This is a genomic window from Enterobacter cloacae complex sp. 2024EL-00214 (assembly GCF_043945575.1).
Taxonomy (GTDB): Bacteria; Pseudomonadota; Gammaproteobacteria; order Enterobacterales; family Enterobacteriaceae; genus Enterobacter; species Enterobacter cloacae_P.
Window position 1 is genome coordinate 15,108 of the sequence record NZ_JBIMRC010000002.1, and the last position, 24,074, is coordinate 39,181.

Below are 24,074 nucleotides of genomic sequence, written 5' to 3' on the forward strand. Positions count from 1 at the left end.
CTGAGGGAATTGTTGCAGCTAACCTAATAGCAGGCAAGAAGACATCCACCCTGATAACTATTTTTAAGAATAATATTAAGAGCAAATTTTTCACATTTTAGGATTTTCTTTATATTGACAAAAAACACATTAAAATCATTAATTGCGATATTTCCTAAATATCTCACTCAATAATCAAATATACGCCTTTACCTTATTTACAGTATTCTCAGCATATTTTCTTTTTCTCCCGCTTATTAAGAGAAATCTCACCCTGGCATTGCAATTTCCTCTGGTTTTATCCATGATCAAAGTGTGACATTGGTCATATAACAGAAGGTATTGCTATTACTATGGAATGGATTGCCGATCCATCACTCTGGGCCGGGTTGGTTACGCTGGTCGTCATCGAATTAGTACTCGGTATTGATAATCTGGTCTTTATCGCCATCCTCGCCGAAAAATTGCCACCTTCGCAGCGTGACCGGGCACGCGTGACGGGTTTGCTGCTGGCGATGGTGATGCGACTGTTGCTGCTGGCGTCAATCTCCTGGCTGGTCACGCTGACCACGCCGCTGTTTACCGTTTACAACCTGAGCTTTAGCGCCCGCGATCTGATCATGCTTTTTGGTGGGTTGTTCCTGCTGTTCAAAGCCACGGTAGAGTTGAATGAGCGGCTTGAAGGGAAAGACAGTGAAAACCCCACCCAGCGCCGGGGCGCTAAATTCTGGCCAGTGGTCGCGCAAATTGTGGTGCTGGATGCGGTCTTCTCGCTGGACTCGGTCATCACTGCCGTCGGGATGGTAGACCATCTGGCCGTGATGATGGCCGCCGTGATTATCGCCATTGTACTGATGGTCATGGCGAGCAAAGCGCTGACACGGTTTGTGAACAGCCACCCGACCATCGTCATCCTCTGTCTGAGCTTCCTGCTGATGATTGGCTTTAGCCTGGTGGCCGACGGTTTCGGATTCCACATTCCAAAAGGCTATCTGTACGCCGCCATTGGTTTCTCGGTCATGATTGAATCGCTTAACCAGCTGGCGATTTTCAACCGCCGTCGTTTTCTGTCTGCTAACCAGAGTCTGCGCCAGCGCACTGCCGACACGGTAATGCGCCTGCTCAGCGGACAAAAAGAAGATGCGGAGCTGGATGCCGCATCCTCCGCGATGCTCGCCGATCACAGCGACGGGCAGATTTTTGACCCGCAGGAGCGGCGGATGATTGAGCGGGTGCTCAATCTGAACCAGCGTTCAGTCAGCAGTATCATGACCTCACGCCATGACATTGAACATATCGATCTGGCCGCCCCGGAAGAGCAAATCCGCGCGTTGCTGGATAAAAACCAGCACACCCGCGTGGTCGTCACTGGGGAAGAAGAGGAAGAAGAGCTGCTGGGCGTCGTGCATGTTATCGACCTGCTGCAACAACAGCTGCACGGCGAACCACTCAATCTGCGCGCACTGGTGCGCCAGCCGCTGGTGTTCCCGGAAACGTTGCTGTTGCTCTCGGCGCTGGAGCAGTTCCGTAACGCGCGCACCCATTTTGCTTTTGTGGTGGATGAGTTTGGTTCGGTTGAAGGGCTGGTCACGCTCAGCGACGTAATGGAAACCATCGCCGGTAATCTCCCCAACGAGGTAGATGAAATTGATGCGCGCCATGACATTCAGAAAAATGCGGACGGTTCATGGACGGCCAACGGCCATATGCCACTTGAAGACCTGATCCAGTATGTTCCCCTGCCTCTGGATGAGAAACGTGAGTACCACACCATTGCCGGTTTGTTGATGGAATATCTGCAGCGCATTCCGGTACCCGGTGAAGAGGTACAGGTCGGGGATTATCTGATTAAGACATTACAGGTGGAGAACCATCGCGTGCAGAAGGTACGGTTAATACCGCTACGCGATGAGGAAGAGATGGATTTTGAGGTGTAAAAAAGCCGGGTGGAGGCTACGCCTTACCCGGCACAACAGACATCAAAGCTTATTGAGCAGCTTCTTCGCATCTTTCCCTGTCTGTGAATCCTTATTCCGATCCGCCCAGTCGTTCAGCCGACGTTTGGCTTCATCCTGCAGATGCTTACGCAGGATCTGATCCACCTGAAGGCTGTAATTCAGCGCCTGCCATTTGCCGTACACGCTAAGCGGGATCGGCGTCTCTTTCAGGAAGTCGACCAGTTTGCTTTCACCCTGCCAGCCGGAAAGCACACGCACGTTAAAACGGGTATCTGCCGTCTCTTTCACCAGATCCAGCGAGCCTTCGCCCGTTAACGACAACAGGGATGAAGAGCCCTGCATGCCGCCCAGAGAGAGCTGCCCGTTGTCCAGCGTCAGGTCACTGGTAAAGCTATCGAGACGCGTTGCGCTGTCGTAATTTTCCTGGGCCTGGACGTTACTGCTGCGTTCAACCGCCTGCTGAACAAGTTGCTGGAAGTTGAGTCCTTCCATACGGCTGTCTTTTAGCTCAACATGAGCCTGCCCCTGCCAGTCGCGGCGGAAGGCGTCAGCATCGATCTTCGCCCCGGAAAAGTCCCCGGCCAGCGTCAGCTGCCCCGTCATGGATATCGGGTAGTTAAAGGCTTTCAGGATCGTACCAATCTCAACGTTGTCGAGACGCGGCTGGAACTCCGCGCTGGCGGGTTCTGTACGCACATCCAGCGAGCCAGGCAGAGAAACATGCCCGGTCCCCATTTTGCCGCTCAGCTCGGAGACAACCAGCAACCCGTTATGGTTAAACATCTGGCTGCTCACATTGGTAAAGTCAATGCCGCGCCAGCGCACGCTGTTGGCTTTCAGCAGAATGTCTGCCGTGAACCCGCGCAGACCGTTATAGTCTGGCTGATCAATATTGGAGGAGATAACCGGGCGCGTCTGTTTCATCTGACTCTGCCCCGATTGCTGCACATCACTGTCCGGCGCGGCGGCCTGGGTCACGAGCAGGTTCTCCAGGTTCAGATTATCAAACTGCAGGTTCAGCACCCATTTCGGCTTCTGTTCAAGAGAAACACTCGCCTGCCCTTTCAGGCTGCTGTCGTTCGCCTGCAGGTTAAGGTTATCCAGCTCCAGCTGTTTTTGTTCTTCACGCCATACGGCTTGCAACGTTCCCTGGCCGGTAATTCCCTGAGCAGGAACATCGGCCCCCGTCAGTTGCCAGTTCAGTTGCTGAATATCTGCCGTGAGCTGGTGCGGATAATCCGACGCATTCACGCTGGCATTCAGCGACAGGGTCAGATCGCGCTGATCGCGGTTTACTCGTCCACTGAAATCCACCGTGGCACGATGGTGCGCGTCCTGCTCCATCTTCAGGTTAATGTTGCGTACAGTGACCTGATCATTATCTTCATGCTGGAAAACCAGCACACTGTCGGCCACTTTCAGTTTACCGATATCAAATGACCAGCCTGTATCAGACGCCCCATCTGGCAGGGTGTTTTCACGTGGTGCAACCGGCGCATCCGCGTTTCGCACGGCTTCAGTTTGTGGGGTAAGCTGAATGACCGCGCTTTTCAGCATCACCTGGTCTACCTGCAACTGGTGTGAAAAGAGCGGGAACAGCGCCACATCAAGACGCATGTTATCGGCCGATACCAGCGGCTGAGTGGCCCCCGGTGCGGTTAACGACATACGGCCTGAGAGAATGCTGAGTTGCGGCCAGACGTGCCACCGCAGCGGCCCATCCAGCTTCAGTTCATAACCGCTGCGCGCTTCAACCTGCCGCACCATATAGGCACGGAAATCATTAGGGTTAACCAGCAGAACCAACGCTGAAAGGCCAGCAACCAGCACCACCAGCAATATCATCAGCGTTGTCAGAACTCTTCTCATGGCATCCTCAGTGGACTAACGATCAGTCTTTATCAATACGACTGGCAACCGCACCCTGCTGGTCGCGATATTTTGCATCCTGACGGCGGTTATAAGGACGCTCTGCCGGACCTGTCAGGGGTTCAAAGCTCAGCGCGCCAATCATCATACCCGGGCGCAGTGCCAGCGGTAGTTTACCGGCGTTGAAGAACTCCAGCACGATACGGCCCGACCAGCCTGGATCGATACGGTGCGCGGTCACGTGTACCATCAGCCCCAGACGCGCCAGAGAAGAACGGCCATCAAGCCAGCCAACCAGATCCGCAGGCAACGTGACGGATTCAAACGTCACCGCCAGCGCCAGCTCACCCGGATGCAGGTAAAACGCATCACCCTCGTCGAGGACAATTTCGTCACTCATCACACGGTCAAGCGCCGCGCTGACTTCGTCCTTCGGCCCGCTGAGGTCGATAAACGGTGCAGTGTGGCCGCTAAAGGTGCGGAATTTATTTCCCAGACGCACGTCAACGGTCACACCATTGATACGCTCCACCGGCGGGCGCGGGGTAATAGACAGGCGGCCTTCATCCAGCCAGGCTTCTATATCGCGATCACAAAGACGCATGGCACTTTCTCCTTTCGTGCATCGTGCCCTGAGAGTTTACTGACTCAGGGCAAAACCAGGTTATATCTGAACGGTACACAATTCGCGTGGCTTATTCAAAGAACTGGCTGATTTTCGCTTTTAAGATATCAATAGCAATGCGGTTTTTACCGCCGCGAGGCACGATGATATCGGCGTATTGCTTGGATGGTTCGATAAATTGCAGGAACATCGGACGGACGGTTTTCTGGTATTGCGCCATGACAGAGTCCATCGAACGGCCACGTTCGTTAACGTCGCGCTTAATGCGGCGCATCAGGCAAATATCCAGTGGGGTATCGACAAAAATAGAGAAGTTCATGGATTCACGCAGACGCGCGTCGGTCAGAAGCAGGATGCCTTCGAGGATAATCACCTTCTTCGGCTCGATGCGAATCGTTTCCTGCGTGCGGGTATGTTCCACGTAGCTATAGACAGGCAGTTCAATCGCCTGGCCATTCTTAAGCGCTTCTAAATGCTGGAACAGCAGGCTGTGATCCATTGCATTTGGATGATCATAATTCGTTTTTACGCGCTCTTCCATCGACAGATGGGATTGGTCTTTGTAATAGCTATCTTCGGGAATGACGCCGATGTGCTCATCACCAACTTGTTCACGCAGTTCGCGGTAAAGCGTACTGGCAATAAGACTTTTACCTGAAGCCGATGCGCCGGCGATGCCTATGATGACGCACTGATGAGACTTATCAGTCATAAATTTAGCGACCTGATTGACCTGGATGTTAAGGAAGGACGACGCCGGAGCGTCAAACGCGGCAATTATAGGGATTTCGTGGGCGTGATACCAGTCGAAAGCGCAGGATATGCGAGAGAGGCTGAAAAGTGCCTTTTCGATCCCTTAGTGAAATTTAAACGAACATTTTTTCAGCGTTTAATATGAATTTTTTGCAGAGTAACTATTTAATAACTCTATGATGTCAAATTATGAGCAGACGCCATATGAATTGTAAATTGTTTGTACTAGCATAAGCCAAATTATTAAATTCTCTCGTCCGGGCCTGGCTCCTGACGGCATGGCGTCTTTGGATAAAGCGGTAATGAATAAACAATACCAGCGGGTTTTGGTTACTACCCCACATCCTTTATTACGACTTGTCTGTCTGGGCCTGGTCACCTTCATCTTTACGTTGTTCTCGCTGGAGCTCACCCGCTCCGGCACGCTGCTGGCTCCCCTCTGGTTTCCCACCGCCATTATGATGGTGGCGTTTTACCGCCACGCAGGAAAAATGTGGCCTGGCATTGCGCTGGCCTGTTCATTTGGCAATATTCTGGCCACCTGGATGCTCTTTTCCTGGGAGGCAACGAGCTTCACCTACCTCTCGATAAACCTGATTGAAGCCTTTATTGGCGCGGTCATACTCCGCAAATGGCTGCCCTGGTATAACCCATTACAAAACCTGGGTGACTGGATCCGTCTGGCTATCGGCAGTGCGCTGATACCACCGCTGGTGGGTGGGGTACTGGTGCATTTTCTGATCCCCAGCCCGGAACCACTTCGTACCTTCCTGGTCTGGGTGCTTTCTGAATCCATTGGCTCGCTGGCACTGGTTCCACTGGGTCTGCTCTTTAAGTCACACTATTTGCTTCGCCACCGCAATCCGAAGCTGCTGCTGGAAACCTTGCTGACGATGGCCGCCACCCTGACGCTAAGCTGGGTGGCCGTAACCTGGGTACCGTGGCCGTTTACCTGCGTCATCGTCCTGCTCATGTGGAGCGCCGTGCGTCTGCCGAGGATGGAAGCCTTCCTGGTGTTTTTAGTCACCGTGATGGTCATTTCGCTGATGATTGCCCGAAATCCCCTACCGCTGGCAACCCAGAATGCCAGCGCCATGCTGAATGCCCCCTGGCTGCCATTCCTGATGATGCTACTGCCAGCCAACGTCATGACGATGGTGATGTATGCATTTCGTGCCGAACGTAAGCATATAACCGAAAGCGAAGAGCGTTTCCGTAATGCAATGGAGTATTCCGCCATCGGTATGGCTCTGGTGGGGGTTGAAGGACAGTGGCTACAGGCGAACAAAGCGCTGTGCAGTTTTCTTGGCTACAGCCAGAAAGAACTTCAGTCGCTCACCTTCCAGCAGCTCACGTGGCCGGAAGATTTGAATTCCGACCTGAAGCTGCTTGAACAGCTTGTGAGGGGGGATATCAATAACTACAGCCTTGAGAAACGCTATTACACCCGCAATGGCGAGGTCGTCTGGGCGCTGCTTGTTGTTTCAGTCGTACGCCATGCGGACGGCTCCCCACTCTACTTTATCGCCCAGATTGAAGACATTAACGATCTCAAGCAGACCGAGTGGGTCAACAAACGCCTGATGGAACGTATCACCCTTGCTAACGAAGCCGGTGGTATCGGGATTTGGGAGTGGGATCTGGAGCCTGACATCATCAGCTGGGATAAGCGGATGTTCGAGCTGTATGAAATTCCGCCGCATATCAAGCCGACGTGGCAACTCTGGCACGAGGCGATGGTGCCAGAAGACCGCGCCCACGTGGAACAGGTGATCCGCGACTCGCTGATGGACAGGCTGCCGTTTAAGCTTGAGTTTCGTATTCGCGTCAAGGACGGCATACGTCATATTCGTTCGCTGGCAAACCGGGTGCTGGATAAACAGGGCGAAGTTGAACGCTTGCTTGGCATCAATATGGACATGACCGAAGTTAAGCAGCTGAATGAAGCGCTGTTCCAGGAAAAAGAGCGTTTGCACATCACGCTCGACTCCATCGGTGAAGCGGTGTTGTGTACCGATATCGACATGAATGTCACCTTTATGAATCCCGTCGCCGAGAAGATGAGCGGCTGGCTGCAAACCGAGGCTATCGGGCAGCCGATCCTGACGGTGCTGCATATTACGTTTGGTGAGAATGGCCCACTGATGGAGAATATCCACAGCGGCGATATGTCCCGTTCTGCGATTGAACAGGATGTGGTGCTTAACTGTCGCACTGGCGGGAGCTTTGATATCCATTACAGTATCACTCCGCTCAGTACGCTTGACGGGCAAAATATTGGCTCGGTTCTGGTGATTCAGGATGTCACCGAGTCACGCAAAATGCTGCGTCAGCTGAGCTACAGCGCCTCCCACGATGCGCTCACCCATCTGGCAAACCGGGTCAGCTTCGAAAACCACCTTAAACGCCTGTTGCAGACCGTGCAGGAGACGCGCCAGCGTCATGCGCTGGTGTTTATCGATCTCGACCGCTTCAAAGCCGTTAACGATACCGCAGGCCATGCGGCGGGCGACGCCCTGCTCCGGGAACTCTCTTCGTTAATGCTGACCATGCTGCGCTCAAGCGACGTCCTGGCACGTCTGGGCGGCGACGAATTCGGGCTATTGCTGCCGGACTGCAATATCGAAAGCGCACGCTATATTGCAGGCCGTCTGATCCACGCCATCAACAATTACCACTTTATGTGGGAAGGACGTCTGCACCGCATTGGTGCCAGCGCCGGTATCACCCTGATTGATGAAAATAACAATCAGGCGTCGGAAGTGATGTCGCAAGCCGACATCGCCTGCTATGCCTCGAAAAACAACGGGCGTGGTGTCGTCACCGTTTACGAACCGCAGCAGGAGCGGATCCACAGCACGCGCAGCATGATGTCGCTTGATGAACAGTGGCATATGATCAAGGACAATCACCTGATGTTGATTGCCCGTAGCGTCGCCTCCCCGCGTATTCCGGAGAGCTGTAATTTCTGGCTGATCTCATTACGCCTGTGGACTAACCAGGGCGAAGTCCAGGAGGAGCACGCCTTCCGTTCGAGCCTGGCGGAGCCTGAACTGTTACACGCCCTCGACCGACGTATTTTTAGCGAGTTCTTCCGCACCTATGCCGCGCAGGTGGCCAGTAAAGGTATGGGAGTGGCACTGCCGCTTTCTGAAGCCGGTTTAGCCAGCGTCACACTGGTCGACGAGTTGCTCGATCTTCTGGATAAAGGCACACTGCCGGGTCGTCTTCTGCATCTGGTTATTGCTGTCGACGTGGTACGTAACCCGGATGAGAGAGTCCAGCAGGGGCTGCAAAAGCTCCGTCATGCTGGCTGTCGCGTGGTGCTCAGCCAGGTAGGACGTGACATGAACGTCTTTAACCACCTGAGCGCCAATATGGCCGATTATCTGATGCTGGACGCAGAAATGGTGACGAACATACACGGCAATCTGATGGATGAAATGATGGTTGCCATTATTCAGGGCCATGCACAGCGGCTGAGGATGAAAACCCTCGCCGGGCCAAGCAACCAGCCGATCATGATGGATACCCTTTCCGGTATCGGCATTGACTTCATCTACGGCGACACCATCGCCGAACCACAGCCGCTGGAATTACTTCTGAATACCAGCTATTTCGCTATCAACTGACGGCACCCAACCGTCGGTATACCAGATGTGCAGCAGCGCGTAAGAGCGCCACGGCTGCCAGCGCTGGGCGTATCGACGGATCTGCGCCGGGGTCATTCCGGCGAAGCGCTGTTTAATCAGATAATCATCCGGCAGGAAAACATCTTTCGCCTGCCAGCCGCGCAGGGCAAGGTAGTTTGCCGTCCAGCGCCCAATCCCCGGCCGCTGTTGTAACGCCTTCATGCCTTCTTCAATATCCGCAGGCGGGAAAAGCGGAAACGTTCCGTCGACCACGGACTGCGCCAGATGAATCAACGACTCCGCCCGCCTGACCGGCATCCCGAGAGCTTTCAACGCCAGTGGGTCGGCCGCCGCCAGCGCTGCCGGTGTCGGGAAGCAGACATAGCCCGGAGAATCCTTAACCGGTTTGCCACACAGCGCCACAACACGCGAGGCCAGCTTCGCCGCCATCGCCACGCTGACCAGTTGCCCCAGAATCGCCCGCACGCCCTGCTCCCAGGCATCCATTGCCCCCGGTAAACGTAAGCCTGGCCGCGCAGCACCGAGTTCGCCCAGCGCCTCCTGAATTTGCTGCGGATCGCAGGCAAGATCGAACAGACGTCCGATGCGCTCCAGGCAGGTCTGTGCAACTGGCGTCAGCCCCGCACTGAACGTTACCTCTAACGTACGGGTGCGGATATCCGGCGTGACGCGAAATATTCCCTGATGTCCCTCACAGGCAAAACTGCGTTCGTAGTATTCGTCCGTGACAGTTTCGACGCCCGCTACCGCACGCACGCCAAGAAAGCCAAACATCCATTGCCAGTCATAAGGGGGTTGCCATGTCAGGGTATACATTGTTGCTCCTTTTATGTTCCCCTCAGCATAAACCGAAAGATCTTGTTGCGCCTTGCTTTCATATTCCAGTTGTCGCCGGGAAGACATTTCGTTAAAGTCTCGCCCCTTCTCACTGGCATGGGGATTTCTACGTGTTTATTGGATTTGACTACGGTACGGCAAACTGTTCGGTTGCGGTTATGCAAAACGGGCAACCACAGCTCCTGAAAATGGAAAAAGAGAGCACGCTGCTGCCGTCAATGCTCTGCGCACCCACGCGCGAAGCGGTCAGCGAATGGCTGTTTCGCCATCATCAGGTTCCGGCCAATGCCGCAGAAACCCAGGCGTTGCTACGCCGGGCTGTCAGTTTTAACCGCGAGGAAGACATCGACGTTACGCCTTCCAGCGTGCAGTTTGGTCTTTCTTCGCTCGGACATTACATTGACGACCCGGAAGAGGTTTACTTCGTTAAATCACCGAAGTCCTTCCTGGGTGCCAGCGGCCTGAAGCCACAGCAGGTGGCAGTGTTTGAAGATCTGGTGTGCGCCATGATGCTGCACATCCGTAATCAGGCACAGACGCAGGTTTCCGATGCAATCACTCAGGCAGTTATTGGCCGCCCGATCAACTTCCAGGGGCTGGGTGGTGACGACGCTAACCAACAGGCACAGGGGATCCTTGAGCGTGCCGCGCACCGTGCAGGTTTCCGTGATGTGGTGTTCCAGTATGAACCGGTTGCTGCGGGGCTGGATTTTGAAGCCACGCTGACGGAAGAAAAACGCGTGCTGGTCGTGGATATCGGCGGCGGTACAACGGACTGCTCGCTGCTGTTGATGGGGCCACAATGGCACTCGCGTCGCGACCGTGAAAACAGCCTGCTGGGACACAGTGGTTGCCGCGTGGGTGGTAACGATCTGGATATCGCCCTGGCGTTCAGGAGCCTGATGCCGCTGCTTGGCATGGGTGGACAAACGGAAAAAGGGATCGCCCTGCCGATCCTGCCGTGGTGGAACGCTATCGCCATCAATGATGTTCCCGCGCAAAGTGATTTTTACAGCACCGCCAACGGTCGCTACCTGAATGACCTGGTGCGCGATGCCCAGGACGCCGACAAAGTCGCGCTGCTGTACAAAGTGTGGCGTCAGCGTCTGAGCTACCGCGTGGTGCGCACCGCTGAAGAGAGCAAAATTGCCCTCTCCAACCGTCCTGAACATGCGGTATCGTTACCGTTTATCCGCGACGAGCTGGCAACCGCGATTTCACAGGAAGGGCTGGAAACAGCACTCACCCAGCCTCTGCAGCGTATTCTGGAGCAGGTTCAACTGGCCCTGGAGAACGGTAAAGAGAAGCCGGATATCATTTACCTGACCGGCGGTAGCGCCCGTTCGCCGCTGATCAAGAAAGCGCTGGCGGAACAACTGCCGGGGATCCCGATTGCCGGGGGCGATGACTTCGGCTCGGTAACCGCAGGGCTTGCCCGCTGGGCGCAGGTAGTGTTTAGCTAGTGTTGTTACGGTGCGGTCTGGTGCCCGCACCCCGGTCCTCTCCCACAGGGAGAGGGCGAACACACCCCAAACGGCATTGCCGTTTTGCGTTGACCTCCATTCAGACAATTCCAGACAGTCTTCCATATTTCCTCCATTTTTCCACCGTCTTGCCTGACTAAACTAGTATCATCCCCCGAAGTGTTTCAGGATGAGAACGTATAACGATGAAAGGCCGTAACAAATCCCGCTGGGCAATCGCCGCTGGCATCATTGTGGTGGTTCTTGCCGCCGCCTGGTACTGGCACAGTCAATCCGCTGAACCAACGTCAACCGCAAGTGCCAGTAACCCACCACAGCGCTCTGCGAGCGGTGGTCGTCACGGTATGCGCAGTGGTGCTCTGGCTCCGGTTCAGGCCGCGACGGCGGTGAGCAAAGCGGTACCCCGTTATCTCACAGGCCTGGGAACTATCACGGCGGCAAAGACCGTGACGGTACGCAGCCGCGTCGACGGTCAACTGATGGCGCTTCATTTCCAGGAGGGGCAGCAGGTCAACGCCGGTGATTTACTGGCGGAAATCGACCCGAGCCAGTTTAAGGTTACCCTCGCTCAGGCGCAGGGACAGCTCGCCAAAGATAAAGCCACGCTCGCCAACGCCCAGCGTGATTTAGCCCGCTATCAGCAACTGGTAAAAACCAATCTCGTGTCGCGCCAGGAGCTGGATACCCAACAGTCTCTGGTCAGCGAATCCCAGGGCACGATAAAAGCCGATGAAGCCACCGTTGCCAGCGCGCAGCTACAGCTCGACTGGAGCCGTATTACCGCGCCGATTAGCGGACGCGTCGGCCTGAAACAGGTGGATATCGGCAACCAGATCTCCAGTGGCGATACCACCGGGATCGTGGTCATTACGCAAACTCACCCTATCGATCTTGTTTTTACCCTGCCGGAGAGTGATATCGCCACCGTCGTGCAGGCGCAAAAAACCGGGCAAGCGCTGGTGGTGGAAGCCTGGGATCGCACCAACAAGCAGAAACTCAGCGAAGGTTCCCTGCTGAGCCTCGATAACCAGATCGACACCACCACCGGCACCATCAAGCTGAAAGCGCGCTTTAACAACCAGGATGATGCCCTCTTCCCGAACCAGTTTGTGAATGCGCGGATGCTGGTTGCCACCGAGGAAAACGCGGTGGTGATCCCAACGGCTGCACTACAGATGGGTAACGAAGGTAACTTTGTCTGGGTGCTAAACAGTGACAACAACGTCAGCAAGCATCTGGTGAAAGCCGGGCTTCAGGACAGCCAGACGGTGGTGATCAGCGCCGGGATTGCCGTGGGCGACCGCGTGGTGACCGACGGCATAGACCGCCTGACCGAAGGGGCAAAAGTCGACGTTGTTGAAGCACACGGCAGCACCGCATCAGACGCTGCACCCACGAAGCGGGAGCATAAGAAACAGGGAGCGGCCTCCTGATGCAGGTCATGCCACCCAGCACGACAGGTGGGCCATCACGCCTGTTCATCATGCGCCCTGTCGCCACCACATTGTTGATGGTGGCTATCCTGCTGGCCGGGATTATCGGTTACCGCTTCCTGCCCGTTTCGGCGCTGCCGGAAGTGGACTACCCGACGATTCAGGTTATCACTCTCTACCCCGGAGCCAGCCCGGATGTGGTGACGTCGGCCATTACCGCCCCACTCGAGCGCCAGTTTGGCCAGATGTCGGGGTTAAAACAGATGTCCTCGCAAAGTTCCGGCGGGGCATCCGTAGTGACGCTGCAGTTCCAGCTCACGCTGTCGCTGGATGTCGCCGAGCAGGAGGTGCAGGCTGCGATCAACGCGGCAACCAACCTGCTGCCGTCTGACCTGCCTAACCCACCGGTCTACAGCAAAGTCAACCCGGCCGATCCGCCGATCATGACCCTCGCGGTCACGTCATCCGCCATGCCGATGACTCAGGTTGAAGATATGGTCGAAACCCGCGTGGCACAGAAAATTTCGCAAGTGTCTGGCGTGGGTCTGGTCACGCTGGCGGGCGGGCAGCGCCCGGCGGTTCGCGTGAAACTTAACGCCCAGGCGATCGCCGGGCTGGGGTTAACCAGTGAAACCATTCGTGCGGCCATCAGCAATGCCAACGTCAACTCGGCAAAAGGCTCGCTGGATGGCCCGGCCCGTGCCGTCACGCTCTCTGCAAACGATCAGATGCAGTCCGCCGATGAGTACCGCCAGCTGATTGTGGCGTACCAGAACGGCGCTCCCGTACGCCTGGGTGATGTGGCGACCGTTGAACAAGGGGCGGAAAACAGCTGGCTTGGCGCATGGGCCAACAAACAGCCGGCGATCGTGATGAACGTTCAGCGCCAGCCAGGTGCAAACATCATTGCAACCGCCGACAGCATTCGTACCATGCTGCCGCAGCTGATTGACAGTCTGCCGAAGTCGGTCAGCGTGAAGGTCCTCTCTGACCGCACCACCAATATTCGCGCGTCGGTTACCGATACTCAGTTCGAGCTAATGCTGGCGATTGCGCTGGTGGTAATGATTATTTACCTGTTCCTGCGCAACGTGCCCGCAACCATTATCCCCGCCGTTGCCGTACCGCTCTCGCTGGTCGGCACGTTCGCGGTGATGGTGTTCCTCGGTTTTTCGATTAACAACCTGACGTTAATGGCGCTCACCATCGCCACCGGTTTCGTGGTGGATGACGCCATCGTGGTGATCGAGAACATCTCACGCTATATCGAAAAAGGCGAAAAACCGCTGGCCGCCGCGCTGAAGGGGGCGGGTGAGATTGGCTTTACTATTATCTCGCTGACCTTCTCACTGATTGCAGTGCTGATCCCACTCCTGTTTATGGGTGATATCGTCGGACGTCTGTTCCGTGAATTTGCCGTCACGCTGGCAATCGCAATCTTAATCTCTGCCGTGGTGTCGCTGACGCTGACGCCGATGATGTGCGCCCGCATGCTGAGCGTTGAGTCCCTGCGTAAGCAAAACCGCTTCTCCCGCGCCTCTGAACGCATGTTCGAACGCATTATTGCCGCTTACGGACACGTACTGGCGAAAGTGCTCAATCATCCGTGGGCGACGCTGAGTGTAGCCCTGGGTACGCTGGCACTGAGCGTGATGCTGTGGATCTTCATCCCTAAAGGTTTCTTCCCGATTCAGGATAACGGCATTATTCAGGGTACGCTGCAGGCACCGCAGTCGGTTTCGTTTGCCAGCATGGCACAGCGCCAGCAGCAGGTATCTGAGACAATCATGAACGATCCGGCGGTCGAGAGCCTGACGTCGTTTGTTGGCGTGGATGGTACTAACCCGTCGCTGAACAGCGCTCGCCTGCAAATCAACCTTAAACCGCTGAGTGGCCGTGATGACCGCGTGCAAACGGTGATTGAACGTCTGCAAACCGCCGTGGCACGCGTGCCGGGCGTTGAACTCTACCTGCAGCCGATTCAGGATTTAACCATTGATACGCAGGTGAGCCGCACGCAGTACCAGTTCACGCTGCAGGCGACCACGCTCGACGCACTCAGCACCTGGGTTCCGCAACTGGTGAATAAACTGAAAGCGCAGCCGCAGCTCTCCGACGTCAGCAGCGACTGGCAGGACAAAGGTCTGGCAGCATATGTGAACGTCAACCGTGACACCGCCAGTCGGCTGGGCATCACGATGGCCGATGTGGATAACGCACTGTATAACGCCTTTGGTCAGCGTCTGATCTCCACGATTTATACCCAGGCGAACCAGTATCGCGTGGTGCTGGAACACAACACCGAAAACACCCCGGGGCTTGCCGGGCTGGACTCGGTACGCCTGACCAGCAAAGACGGCGGCATTGTGCCGTTAAGTGCAATTGCGAATGTGGAAGAGCGCTATACCCCACTGTCGATAAACCATCTGGATCAGTTCCCGTCCACCACCATTTCGTTCAACGTGCCGGACAATTACTCGCTGGGCGAAGCGGTTGAAGCCATTGTGGCCGCTGAAAAAGCGCTGAGCTTCCCGTCAGATATTCAGACCCAGTTCCAGGGCAGTACGCTGGCGTTCCAGGCCGCGCTGGGTAACACCATCTGGCTGATTGTGGCGGCGGTCGTGGCGATGTACATCGTGCTCGGCGTGTTGTACGAAAGCTTTATTCACCCGATTACCATCCTCTCCACCCTGCCGGCCGCGGGCGTAGGGGCACTGCTGGCGCTGATGCTGGCAGGCAGCGAACTGGACGTCATTGCCATCATCGGGATCATTCTGCTTATCGGGATCGTGAAGAAAAACGCCATCATGATGATCGACTTTGCCCTCGCCGCCGAGCGCGAGCAGGGGATGTCGCCACGCGATGCCATCTTCCTGGCCTGTCTGTTGCGTTTTCGTCCGATCCTGATGACGACACTCGCCGCCCTGCTGGGTGCCCTGCCGTTGATGCTGAGTACCGGTGTAGGGGCCGAACTGCGCCGCCCGTTGGGGGTGGGTATGGTCGGCGGTTTACTGGTCAGCCAGGTGTTGACGCTCTTTACCACACCGGTCATTTACCTGTTGTTTGACCGTCTGGCGCTGTGGGCGAAAAGCCGCTTCCCGAAACGTGAAGAGGAGGCATAAGTGAAGTTTTTCGCCCTCTTCATTTACCGACCGGTGGCGACGATTTTAATTTCGCTCGCCATCACCCTGTGCGGCGTGCTGGGCTTCCGGCTGCTGCCGGTGGCTCCGTTGCCGCAGGTGGATTTCCCGGTGATCATGGTCAGCGCCTCGCTGCCTGGCGCATCCCCGGAAACCATGGCATCGTCCGTCGCCACGCCGCTGGAGCGCTCGCTCGGGCGGATTGCGGGGGTCAACGAAATGACCTCCAGCAGTTCGCTTGGCAGCACGCGTATTATTCTGGAGTTTAGCTTTGACCGCGATATAAACGGAGCCGCGCGTGACGTGCAGGCGGCTATCAACGCCGCGCAAAGCCTGCTGCCGAGCGGGATGCCGAGCCGCCCGACCTACCGCAAAGCCAACCCGTCCGATGCGCCGATTATGATCCTGACGCTCACTTCGGAGACTTACTCTCAGGGACAACTGTACGATTTCGCCTCCACACAGCTGGCGCAGACCCTTTCGCAGATTGACGGTGTGGGCGATGTGAGCGTTGGCGGTAGCTCCCTGCCCGCCGTGCGCGTGGGTTTAAACCCACAGGCACTGTTTAACCAGGGGGTGTCGCTGGACGAGGTGCGCACCGCCATCAGCAATGCCAACGTGCGTAAGCCACAAGGGGCAATTGAGGACAGCGGCCATCGCTGGCAGATCCAGACCAACGACGCGCTGAAAACCGCCGCTGAATACCAGCCGCTGATTATTCACTACAACAACGGCGCGGCGGTACGCTTAAGCGATGTCGCCAGCGTCACCGACTCGGTACAGGATGTCCGCAACGCGGGGATGACCAACGCCAAACCGGCGATCCTGCTGATGATCCGCAAGCTGCCGGAAGCCAATATTATCCAGACGGTGAACAGCATCCGCGCGCGATTGCCGGAGCTACAGGAGACTATCCCGGCTGCAATTGACCTGCAGATTGCCCAGGATCGCTCTCCGACCATTCGCGCCTCGCTCGAAGAGGTAGAACAGACGCTGGTGATCTCCGTCGGGCTGGTTATCCTGGTGGTCTTTTTGTTTCTGCGCTCCGGGCGCGCAACGCTCATTCCCGCCGTGGCAGTGCCGGTCTCGCTGATTGGGACATTTGCCGCCATGTATCTGTGCGGCTTTAGCCTCAACAACCTGTCGCTGATGGCCCTGACCATCGCCACCGGGTTTGTGGTGGATGATGCCATTGTGGTACTGGAGAACATCTCCCGTCATCTGGAAGCCGGCGTGAAACCGCTTCAGGCTGCGCTTCAGGGCACGCGCGAAGTGGGCTTTACGGTGCTTTCAATGAGTTTGTCGCTGGTGGCGGTGTTCCTGCCGCTGCTGCTGATGGGCGGGCTTCCCGGCCGCCTGCTGCGCGAGTTTGCGGTGACGCTCTCCGTCGCCATCGGTATTTCGCTGGCTGTCTCGCTCACGCTCACGCCGATGATGTGCGGCTGGATGCTCAGGCGCAGCAAACCGCGTTCGCAGCCGCGTCGCAAGGGGTTTGGTCGTGTCCTGATGGCCATGCAGGGAGGCTACGGTAAATCACTGAAGTGGGTACTGAACCATACGCGGCTTGTCGGGTTAGCGCTTATCGCCACGATCGGGCTTAATGTCTGGATGTATATTACCATCCCGAAAACCCTCTTCCCGGAGCAAGATACCGGCGTGTTGATGGGCGGTATTCAGGCTGACCAGAGCATTTCGTTCCAGGCAATGCGCGGTAAACTGCAGGACTTTATGAAAATCATCCGCGAGGACAAGGCGGTGGATAACGTCACCGGTTTTACCGGCGGCTCCCGCGTCAACAGCGGGATGATGTTTATCACCCTTAAACCGCGTGATGTCCGCAATGAAACCGCACAACAGGTGATTGACCGCCTGCGAGTGAAGCTTGCCAAAGAGCCCGGGGCAAACCTGTTTTTGATGGCCGTTCAGGATATCCGCGTGGGCGGGCGTCAGGCCAATGCCAGCTACCAGTACACCCTGCTTTCTGACGACCTGACCGCCCTGCGCGAGTGGGAGCCGAAGATCCGCAAAGCGCTGGCCGCACTGCCACAGCTGGCGGACGTGAATTCCGATCAACAGGACAACGGTTCTGAGATGGATCTGACCTACGATCGCGACACTATGTCGCGTCTGGGGATTAATGTTGAAGCGGTCAACAGCCTGCTGAACAACGCCTTCGGTCAGCGCGAAATCTCGACCATCTACCGGCCGATGAACCAGTACAAAGTGGTGATGGAGGTTGACCCACGCTACACCCAGGATATCAGCGCGCTGGATAAAATGTACATCATCAACAGCGACGGTAAACCCATCCCGCTCTCCTGGTTTGCCAGCTGGCGGCCTGCGAACGCGCCGCTGTCGGTTAACCATCAGGGGCTTTCGGCTGCGTCGACCATCTCCTTTAACCTGCCAACCGGCTCGTCGCTTTCCGAGGCCAGCGATGCTATCAACCGCGCCATGACCCAGCTTGGCGTACCGTCCACCGTACGCGGCAGTTTTGCCGGCACCGCGCAGGTGTTCCAGCAGACGATGAACTCGCAGGTCATTTTGATTCTGGCGGCCATTGCGACGGTCTATATTGTGCTTGGCGTGCTGTATGAAAGCTACGTCCATCCGCTGACCATCCTCTCAACCCTGCCATCAGCGGGCGTCGGGGCGTTGCTGGCGCTGGAATTGTTTGGTGCTCCATTCAGCCTGATAGCATTAATCGGGATCATGCTATTAATAGGTATTGTGAAGAAAAACGCCATCATGATGGTCGACTTTGCGCTGGATGCCCAACGTCACGGCAATCTTCCTCCGGAAGAGGCGATATTCCAGGCCTGCCTGCTGCGTTTTCGTCCGATCATGATGACCACGCTGGCGGCACTGTTTGGTGCGCTACCGCTGGTGATATCCGGTGGCGACGGCTCAGAGCTGCGCCAGCCGCTGGGTATTACAATTGTCGGCGGGCTGGTGATGAGCCAACTGCTGACGCTCTACACCACGCCGGTGGTCTATCTCTTTTTCGACCGCCTGCGAATGCGTTTTTCGCGTAAAAACAGAACCACGGTGACCGAGTAAATGACCGACCTCCCCGCGAATGTTCGCTGGCAATTATGGATTGTCGCCTTCGGCTTCTTTATGCAGTCGCTGGATACGACCATCGTCAACACCGCCCTCCCCTCGATGGCCAAAAGTCTCGGGGAGAGCCCGCTGCACATGCATATGGTGATTGTCTCCTACGTGCTGACAGTCGCCGTGATGCTGCCTGCCAGCGGCTGGCTGGCGGATAAAGTGGGGGTAAGGAATATCTTTTTCACCGCCATTGTGCTGTTTACCGTCGGTTCGCTGTTTTGCGCGCAGGCCAACACCCTCGACCAACTGGTGATGGCACGTGTGCTGCAAGGGTTTGGCGGCGCGATGATGGTACCCGTCGGGCGGCTGACGGTAATGAAAATTGTGCCGCGCGAGCAGTATATGTCGGCGATGACCTTTGTGACCTTACCTGGACAGATTGGCCCGCTGCTCGGCCCCGCGCTGGGCGGGCTTCTGGTGGAATACGCCTCCTGGCACTGGATCTTCTTAATTAACCTGCCCGTGGGTATCGTCGGTGCTATCGCAACCCTGATGCTGATGCCTAACTACACCATGCAGACGCGGCGCTTTGACTTCTTTGGTTTCATGCTGCTGGCATCCGGGATGGCCATGCTCACGCTGGCGCTCGACGGGCAAAAAGGGCTGGGGATTTCATCCCTGACGCTGGGCATTCTGGTCACCCTCGGTATCACGGCAATACTGGGGTATCTGTGGCATGCCAGAGGCAACGCTAAAGCGCTGTTCAGCCTGTCGCTGTTTAAAAACACCACCTACCGTCTGGGCCTGCTCGGCAGCTTTGCCGGACGAGCCGGTAGCGGCATGCTGCCGTTTATGACGCCGGTATTTCTGCAGATTGGGATGGGGTTCTCGCCGTTCCATGCAGGCTTAATGATGATCCCAATGGTGCTTGGCAGTATGGGGACGAAGCGCATTGTGGTGCAGGTGGTGAACCGCTTTGGTTATCGTCATGTGCTGGTAGTCGCCACGCTGGCACTGGCGCTGGTCATCCTGCTGTTTATGGCCGTGGCGCTGATGGGCTGGTACTACGCCCTGCCGCTGGTGTTGTTCTGCCAGGGGGTTATCAACGCCATGCGCTTCTCATCAATGAATACCCTGACGCTGAAAGACCTGCCGGATGAGCAGGCGAGCAGCGGCAACAGCCTGCTGTCGATGGTGATGCAGCTTTCCATGAGCGTAGGGGTCACCATCGCGGGCCTGTTGCTCGGCATGTATGGGCAGCACCATCTCAGCGTTGACACCCCGGTCGCTCACCAGGTGTTTTTATATACCTATCTCAGCATGGCGGTGATTATTGCCCTGCCCGCATTCATCTTCGCCAGGGTGCCGGATGATACCAGTAAAAACGCCGTGATCCGGCGTGGCAAAAGGAGTGAACCATGAAATTCTGGCGTCCTGGCATTACCGGTAAACTCTTTGTCGCAATATTTGCCACCTGCATCGTCCTGCTGATCACCATGCACTGGGCGGTACGTCTCAGCTTTGAGCGCGGGTTTATTGATTACATCAAACACGGTAACGAGCAACGCCTGCAGGGGTTGAGCGATGCGCTGGCCGAGCAGTATACCCTGCACGGAAACTGGCGTTTTTTACGCAATAACGACCGCTTTGTGTTCCAGATCCTGCGCTCGCTTGAGCATGATACCAACGACGATCGTCCCGGCCCCGGCATGCCGCCGCACGGATGGCGCACGCAGTTCTGGGTGATCGACCAGGATATGCACGTTCTGGTTGGCCCGCGCGCGCCGGTTCCGCCGGACGGAACCCGGCGTGCCATCAAGGTGAATAATGAGGCCGTTGGCTGGGTTATTGCCTCCCCGGTCGAGCGCCTGACGCGCAACACCGATATCAACTTTGATCGCCAGCAGCGCCGTACCAGTTGGCTGATTGTCGCACTCGCTATACTGCTTGCCGCGCTCGCCACCTTCCCGCTGGCACGCGGCCTGCTCGCGCCGGTTAAACGGCTGGTGGAAGGTACGCACAAGCTGGCCGCCGGGGATTTCACCACCCGCGTGGACACCCAAAGCCAGGACGAACTGGGTAAACTGGCGCAGGACTTCAACCAGCTCGCCAGCACGCTGGAGAAAAACCAGCAGATGCGACGCGATTTTATGGCCGATATTTCGCACGAGCTGCGCACCCCGCTGGCAGTACTGCGTGGCGAACTGGAAGCCATTCAGGACGGTGTGCGTCAGTTCACCCCTGAATCCGTGGCCTCCTTACAGGCGGAAGTAGGCACGCTGACCAAACTGGTGGACGACCTGCATCAGCTCTCGATGTCGGACGAAGGGGCGCTGGCCTATCAGAAAGCTCCGGTGGACGTGATCAACATTCTGGAAGTTGCCAGCGGAGCCTTCCGCGAGCGCTTTGCCAGCCGCAACCTGAAAATCCATCTCTCCCTGCCGGACAGCGCCGTGGTGTTTGGTGACAGGGATCGCCTGATGCAGTTGTTCAATAATCTGCTGGAAAACAGCCTGCGCTACACTGACAGCGGCGGCGGGCTACATATCTCCGGTAAGCAGGAAAACGGGCGTTTTGCCCTCACCTTTGCGGACTCCGCCCCTGGCGTGCAGGACGCACAACTGGAAAGATTGTTTGAGCGTTTTTATCGCACCGAAGGCTCCCGCAACCGCGCCAGCGGCGGCTCCGGCCTGGGGCTGGCGATTTGCGTCAACATCGTCGAAGCGCACAACGGCACGCTGCGTGCCGCCCATTCGCCTTTTGGCGGGGTTAGCATTACAGTAGAGTTACCTCTGGAACGGGATTTATCGAGAGAAGCATGACCGAGTTACCGATTGACAAAAACACACCGCGCATTTTGATCGTGGAAGATGAGCCTAAGCTTGGGCAGCTGCTGATCGACTATTTACGCGCCGCAAGCTATGCCCCGTCGCTGATCAGTCATGGCGATCAGGTGCTGCCATATGTACGCCAGACACCGCCGGATCTGATTCTGCTGGATCTGATGCTACCGGGCACAGACGGCCTGACCCTGTGCCGGGAAATTCGTCGCTTCTCCGACGTCCCCATCGTGATGGTGACCGCTAAAATCGAAGAGATTGACCGTCTGCTGGGGCTGGAAATTGGCGCAGATGACTACATCTGCAAGCCGTATAGCCCGCGTGAGGTCGTCGCCCGCGTGAAGACCATCCTGCGCCGCTGCAAACCGCAGCGAGAACTGCAAACGCTGGACGCGGAAAGCCCGCTGATCGTCGACGAAGGTCGCTTCCAGGCGAGCTGGCGCAGTAAACTACTGGATCTCACCCCTGCCGAGTTCCGCCTGCTGAAAACCCTCTCCCATGAGCCGGGGAAAGTATTCTCCCGCGAACAGCTGCTGAACCACCTGTATGACGATTATCGCGTCGTCACCGACCGCACCATCGACAGCCACATCAAAAACCTGCGTCGCAAGCTGGAAGCTCTTGACCCCGATCAGTCATTTATTCGCGCGGTGTATGGCGTGGGATATCGGTGGGAAGCGGATGCGTGCAGGATTGTTTAACGTAGACAGACGCGTTTAAGGATAAACCCTGAGTAAAAGCGGCAGTTGTTAGCTAAAAGAACAGACACTGCGCAGAGCACATTGCTGAAAAAAAACCGCGGTTTGCTTTATAAAGCGTCTTGATTTTGTTGGAAAACTGGCGAGGGGCGCGCTCTGTCTTTTCATGGTGTAACCCTTCGCTGTCCCCCTGGATCCGACATATGGGCTTTACCATTACTGGCAATATCGCAAAACCGCCTGATAACAGGCACAGCTAAGCGACCAAAAGGTTTACCTCCCCGCTCCGCAGCGCTACAATGCCCGCCCTTAAAGTAGGGGATCATCCCCTTACCGCGACACCGTGTGTACGCGGATCTGACCTGTCATCAGAACGAGAACAAACATGTTTAAACCGGAACTCCTTTCCCCGGCGGGAACGCTGCAAAATATGCGTTACGCTTTCGCTTATGGTGCCGACGCCGTTTACGCGGGCCAGCCGCGCTACTCGCTGCGCGTGCGCAACAACGAATTCAACCACGAGAACCTGCAGCTCGGCATCAATGAAGCGCATGAGCTGGGCAAAAAATTCTACGTCGTTGTTAACATTGCGCCGCACAACGCCAAGCTGAAAACGTTCATCCGTGACCTGAAGCCGGTAGTGGATATGGGGCCGGACGCGCTGATCATGTCAGACCCGGGTTTAATCATGCTGGTGCGGGAGAACTTCCCGGAAATGGATATTCACCTCTCCGTGCAGGCCAACGCCGTAAACTGGGCGACGGTGAAATTCTGGAAGCAGATGGGGCTCACCCGCGTCATTCTGTCTCGCGAACTTTCCCTCGAAGAGATTGAAGAGATCCGCACCCAGGTGCCGGATATGGAAATCGAGATCTTCGTCCACGGTGCGCTGTGCATGGCCTACTCTGGCCGCTGCCTGCTTTCTGGCTATATCAACAAGCGCGACCCGAACCAGGGAACCTGCACCAACGCCTGCCGCTGGGAATATAACGTCCAGGAAGGCAAAGAAGATGACATCGGTAATATCGTGCATAAACACGAACCGATCCCGGTCACTAACGTTGAGCCTACACTGGGCGTCGGCGCACCGACCGACAGCGTGTTTATGATTGAAGAAGCCAAACGTCCTGGCGAGTACATGACCGCCTTTGAAGACGAGCACGGCACCTACATCATGAACTCCAAAGACCTGCGCGCCATCGCACACGTTGAACGTCTGACCCAGATGGGCGTGCATTCGCTGAAAATCGAAGGCCGCACCAAGTCCTATTACTACTGCGCGCGTACTGCGCAGGTGTACCGTAAAGCCATCGACGATGCTGCTGCCGGTAAACCATTCGATACCAGCCTGCTGGAAACGCTGGAAGGTCTGGCGCATCGCGGTTACACCGAAGGCTTCCTGCGTCGTCACACGCACGACGACTACCAGAACTACGAGCACGGCTATTCAGTTTCAGAGCGCCAGCAGTTTGTTGGTGATTTCACCGGCGAGCGCAAAGGCGCACTGGCCGCCGTCGCCGTGAAGAACAAGTTCACCAAAGGCGACAGCCTGGAGTTGATGACCCCGCAGGGCAACATGAACTTCACGCTGGAGCATCTGGAAAACGGCAAAGGTGAAGCGATTACCGTTGCACCTGGCGATGGACATACCGTCTGGCTGCCGGTTCCGGAAGAAGTGGAGCTGAAATTTGCGCTGCTGATGCGTAATTTCGACGGCGAAAGCACCCGTAACCCGCACAGCAAGTAGTTAA

The 24,074-nt window shown here is 56.4% G+C and carries 14 protein-coding genes; 10 read left to right on the forward strand and 4 right to left on the reverse strand.

Annotated elements, in window-relative coordinates:
- Positions 1-332 precede the first annotated feature (332 nt).
- Positions 333-1,916 (forward strand): TerC family protein, encoded by a 1,584-nt coding sequence (locus tag ACHHZ6_RS02480; protein WP_182271992.1) that lies wholly within the window; start codon positions 333-335, stop codon positions 1,914-1,916.
- A 42-nt stretch (positions 1,917-1,958) separates the two neighbouring features.
- Here ACHHZ6_RS02480 and asmA read toward each other — a convergent pair whose 3' ends face one another.
- The 3 genes from asmA to udk form a co-directional block, all read right to left on the reverse strand.
- Entirely contained in the window at positions 1,959-3,806 is a 1,848-nt protein-coding gene (gene asmA, locus ACHHZ6_RS02485; RefSeq protein WP_196390226.1) for an outer membrane assembly protein AsmA, read from the reverse strand.
- A gap of 22 nt (positions 3,807-3,828) precedes the next feature.
- Positions 3,829-4,410, reverse strand: coding sequence for a dCTP deaminase (gene dcd, locus ACHHZ6_RS02490; RefSeq protein ID WP_182271994.1), 582 nt, complete (start codon positions 4,408-4,410; stop codon positions 3,829-3,831).
- Between the two features lie 91 nt (positions 4,411-4,501).
- Positions 4,502-5,143 (reverse strand): uridine kinase, encoded by a 642-nt coding sequence (gene udk, locus ACHHZ6_RS02495; protein ID WP_182271995.1) that lies wholly within the window; start codon positions 5,141-5,143, stop codon positions 4,502-4,504.
- Positions 5,144-5,486: 343 nt separating this feature from the next.
- Here udk and ACHHZ6_RS02500 point away from each other — a divergent pair, with 343 nt between their 5' ends.
- Positions 5,487-8,816: a diguanylate cyclase gene (locus ACHHZ6_RS02500; RefSeq protein ID WP_182918655.1), complete on the forward strand. Its 3,330-nt coding sequence runs from the start codon at positions 5,487-5,489 to the stop codon at positions 8,814-8,816.
- Here the strand turns inward: ACHHZ6_RS02500 and alkA are convergent.
- On the reverse strand, positions 8,781-9,653 hold the full coding sequence (alkA, locus tag ACHHZ6_RS02505) for a DNA-3-methyladenine glycosylase 2 (RefSeq protein ID WP_395121683.1): 873 nt from the start codon (positions 9,651-9,653) through the stop codon (positions 8,781-8,783). The two genes, ACHHZ6_RS02500 and alkA, sit on opposite strands and share 36 nt — an antisense overlap.
- Positions 9,654-9,784: 131 nt before the next feature.
- Between alkA and yegD the strand changes: the two genes are divergently transcribed.
- From yegD to yegQ, 8 genes are all read left to right on the forward strand, one after another.
- Positions 9,785-11,137 carry a molecular chaperone gene (gene yegD, locus ACHHZ6_RS02510; protein WP_182918657.1) on the forward strand — a complete coding sequence of 451 codons (1,353 nt, stop codon included), beginning with the start codon at positions 9,785-9,787 and terminating at the stop codon, positions 11,135-11,137.
- A gap of 206 nt (positions 11,138-11,343) precedes the next feature.
- A complete protein-coding gene (locus ACHHZ6_RS02515) occupies positions 11,344-12,591 on the forward strand; it encodes an MdtA/MuxA family multidrug efflux RND transporter periplasmic adaptor subunit (protein ID WP_182271999.1) in 1,248 nt (415 codons plus the stop codon).
- The gene (locus tag ACHHZ6_RS02520; RefSeq protein ID WP_395121684.1) at positions 12,591-15,713 is read left to right on the forward strand and encodes an MdtB/MuxB family multidrug efflux RND transporter permease subunit; all 3,123 of its coding nucleotides are present in this window, start codon (positions 12,591-12,593) and stop codon (positions 15,711-15,713) included. The genes ACHHZ6_RS02515 and ACHHZ6_RS02520 overlap by 1 nt, the downstream gene beginning before the upstream one ends.
- Positions 15,714-18,791: a multidrug efflux RND transporter permease subunit MdtC gene (gene mdtC / locus ACHHZ6_RS02525; protein WP_395121685.1), complete on the forward strand. Its 3,078-nt coding sequence runs from the start codon at positions 15,714-15,716 to the stop codon at positions 18,789-18,791. It begins immediately after the preceding gene.
- The gene (locus ACHHZ6_RS02530; protein WP_196390229.1) at positions 18,792-20,207 is read left to right on the forward strand and encodes an MFS transporter; all 1,416 of its coding nucleotides are present in this window, start codon (positions 18,792-18,794) and stop codon (positions 20,205-20,207) included.
- On the forward strand, positions 20,204-21,607 hold the full coding sequence (gene baeS, locus ACHHZ6_RS02535) for a two-component system sensor histidine kinase BaeS (RefSeq protein ID WP_182272003.1): 1,404 nt from the start codon (positions 20,204-20,206) through the stop codon (positions 21,605-21,607). Before ACHHZ6_RS02530 ends, baeS begins: the two co-directional genes overlap by 4 nt.
- Complete coding sequence (baeR, locus tag ACHHZ6_RS02540) at positions 21,604-22,326, forward strand: two-component system response regulator BaeR (protein WP_182272004.1); 723 nt, start codon at positions 21,604-21,606, stop codon at positions 22,324-22,326. The genes baeS and baeR overlap by 4 nt, the downstream gene beginning before the upstream one ends.
- Before the next feature lie 382 nt (positions 22,327-22,708).
- Complete coding sequence (gene yegQ, locus ACHHZ6_RS02545) at positions 22,709-24,070, forward strand: tRNA 5-hydroxyuridine modification protein YegQ (protein ID WP_182272005.1); 1,362 nt, start codon at positions 22,709-22,711, stop codon at positions 24,068-24,070.
- Positions 24,071-24,074: the final 4 nt, after the last annotated feature.

Excerpts from the sequence above, each read along its gene's own strand:
- ACHHZ6_RS02515 (WP_182271999.1), top strand. The coding sequence starts at position 11,344 with ATGAAAGGCCGTAACAAATCCCGCTGGGCAATCGCCGCTGGCATCATT.
- udk (WP_182271995.1), bottom strand. The coding sequence starts at position 5,143 with ATGACTGATAAGTCTCATCAGTGCGTCATCATAGGCATCGCCGGCGCA.
- ACHHZ6_RS02500 (WP_182918655.1), top strand. The coding sequence starts at position 5,487 with ATGAATAAACAATACCAGCGGGTTTTGGTTACTACCCCACATCCTTTA.
- ACHHZ6_RS02480 (WP_182271992.1), top strand. The coding sequence starts at position 333 with ATGGAATGGATTGCCGATCCATCACTCTGGGCCGGGTTGGTTACGCTG.
- dcd (WP_182271994.1), bottom strand. The coding sequence starts at position 4,410 with ATGCGTCTTTGTGATCGCGATATAGAAGCCTGGCTGGATGAAGGCCGC.
- ACHHZ6_RS02530 (WP_196390229.1), top strand. The coding sequence starts at position 18,792 with ATGACCGACCTCCCCGCGAATGTTCGCTGGCAATTATGGATTGTCGCC.
- baeS (WP_182272003.1), top strand. The coding sequence starts at position 20,204 with ATGAAATTCTGGCGTCCTGGCATTACCGGTAAACTCTTTGTCGCAATA.
- ACHHZ6_RS02520 (WP_395121684.1), top strand. The coding sequence starts at position 12,591 with ATGCAGGTCATGCCACCCAGCACGACAGGTGGGCCATCACGCCTGTTC.
- yegQ (WP_182272005.1), top strand. The coding sequence starts at position 22,709 with ATGTTTAAACCGGAACTCCTTTCCCCGGCGGGAACGCTGCAAAATATG.
- alkA (WP_395121683.1), bottom strand. The coding sequence starts at position 9,653 with ATGTATACCCTGACATGGCAACCCCCTTATGACTGGCAATGGATGTTT.
- asmA (WP_196390226.1), bottom strand. The coding sequence starts at position 3,806 with ATGAGAAGAGTTCTGACAACGCTGATGATATTGCTGGTGGTGCTGGTT.
- baeR (WP_182272004.1), top strand. The coding sequence starts at position 21,604 with ATGACCGAGTTACCGATTGACAAAAACACACCGCGCATTTTGATCGTG.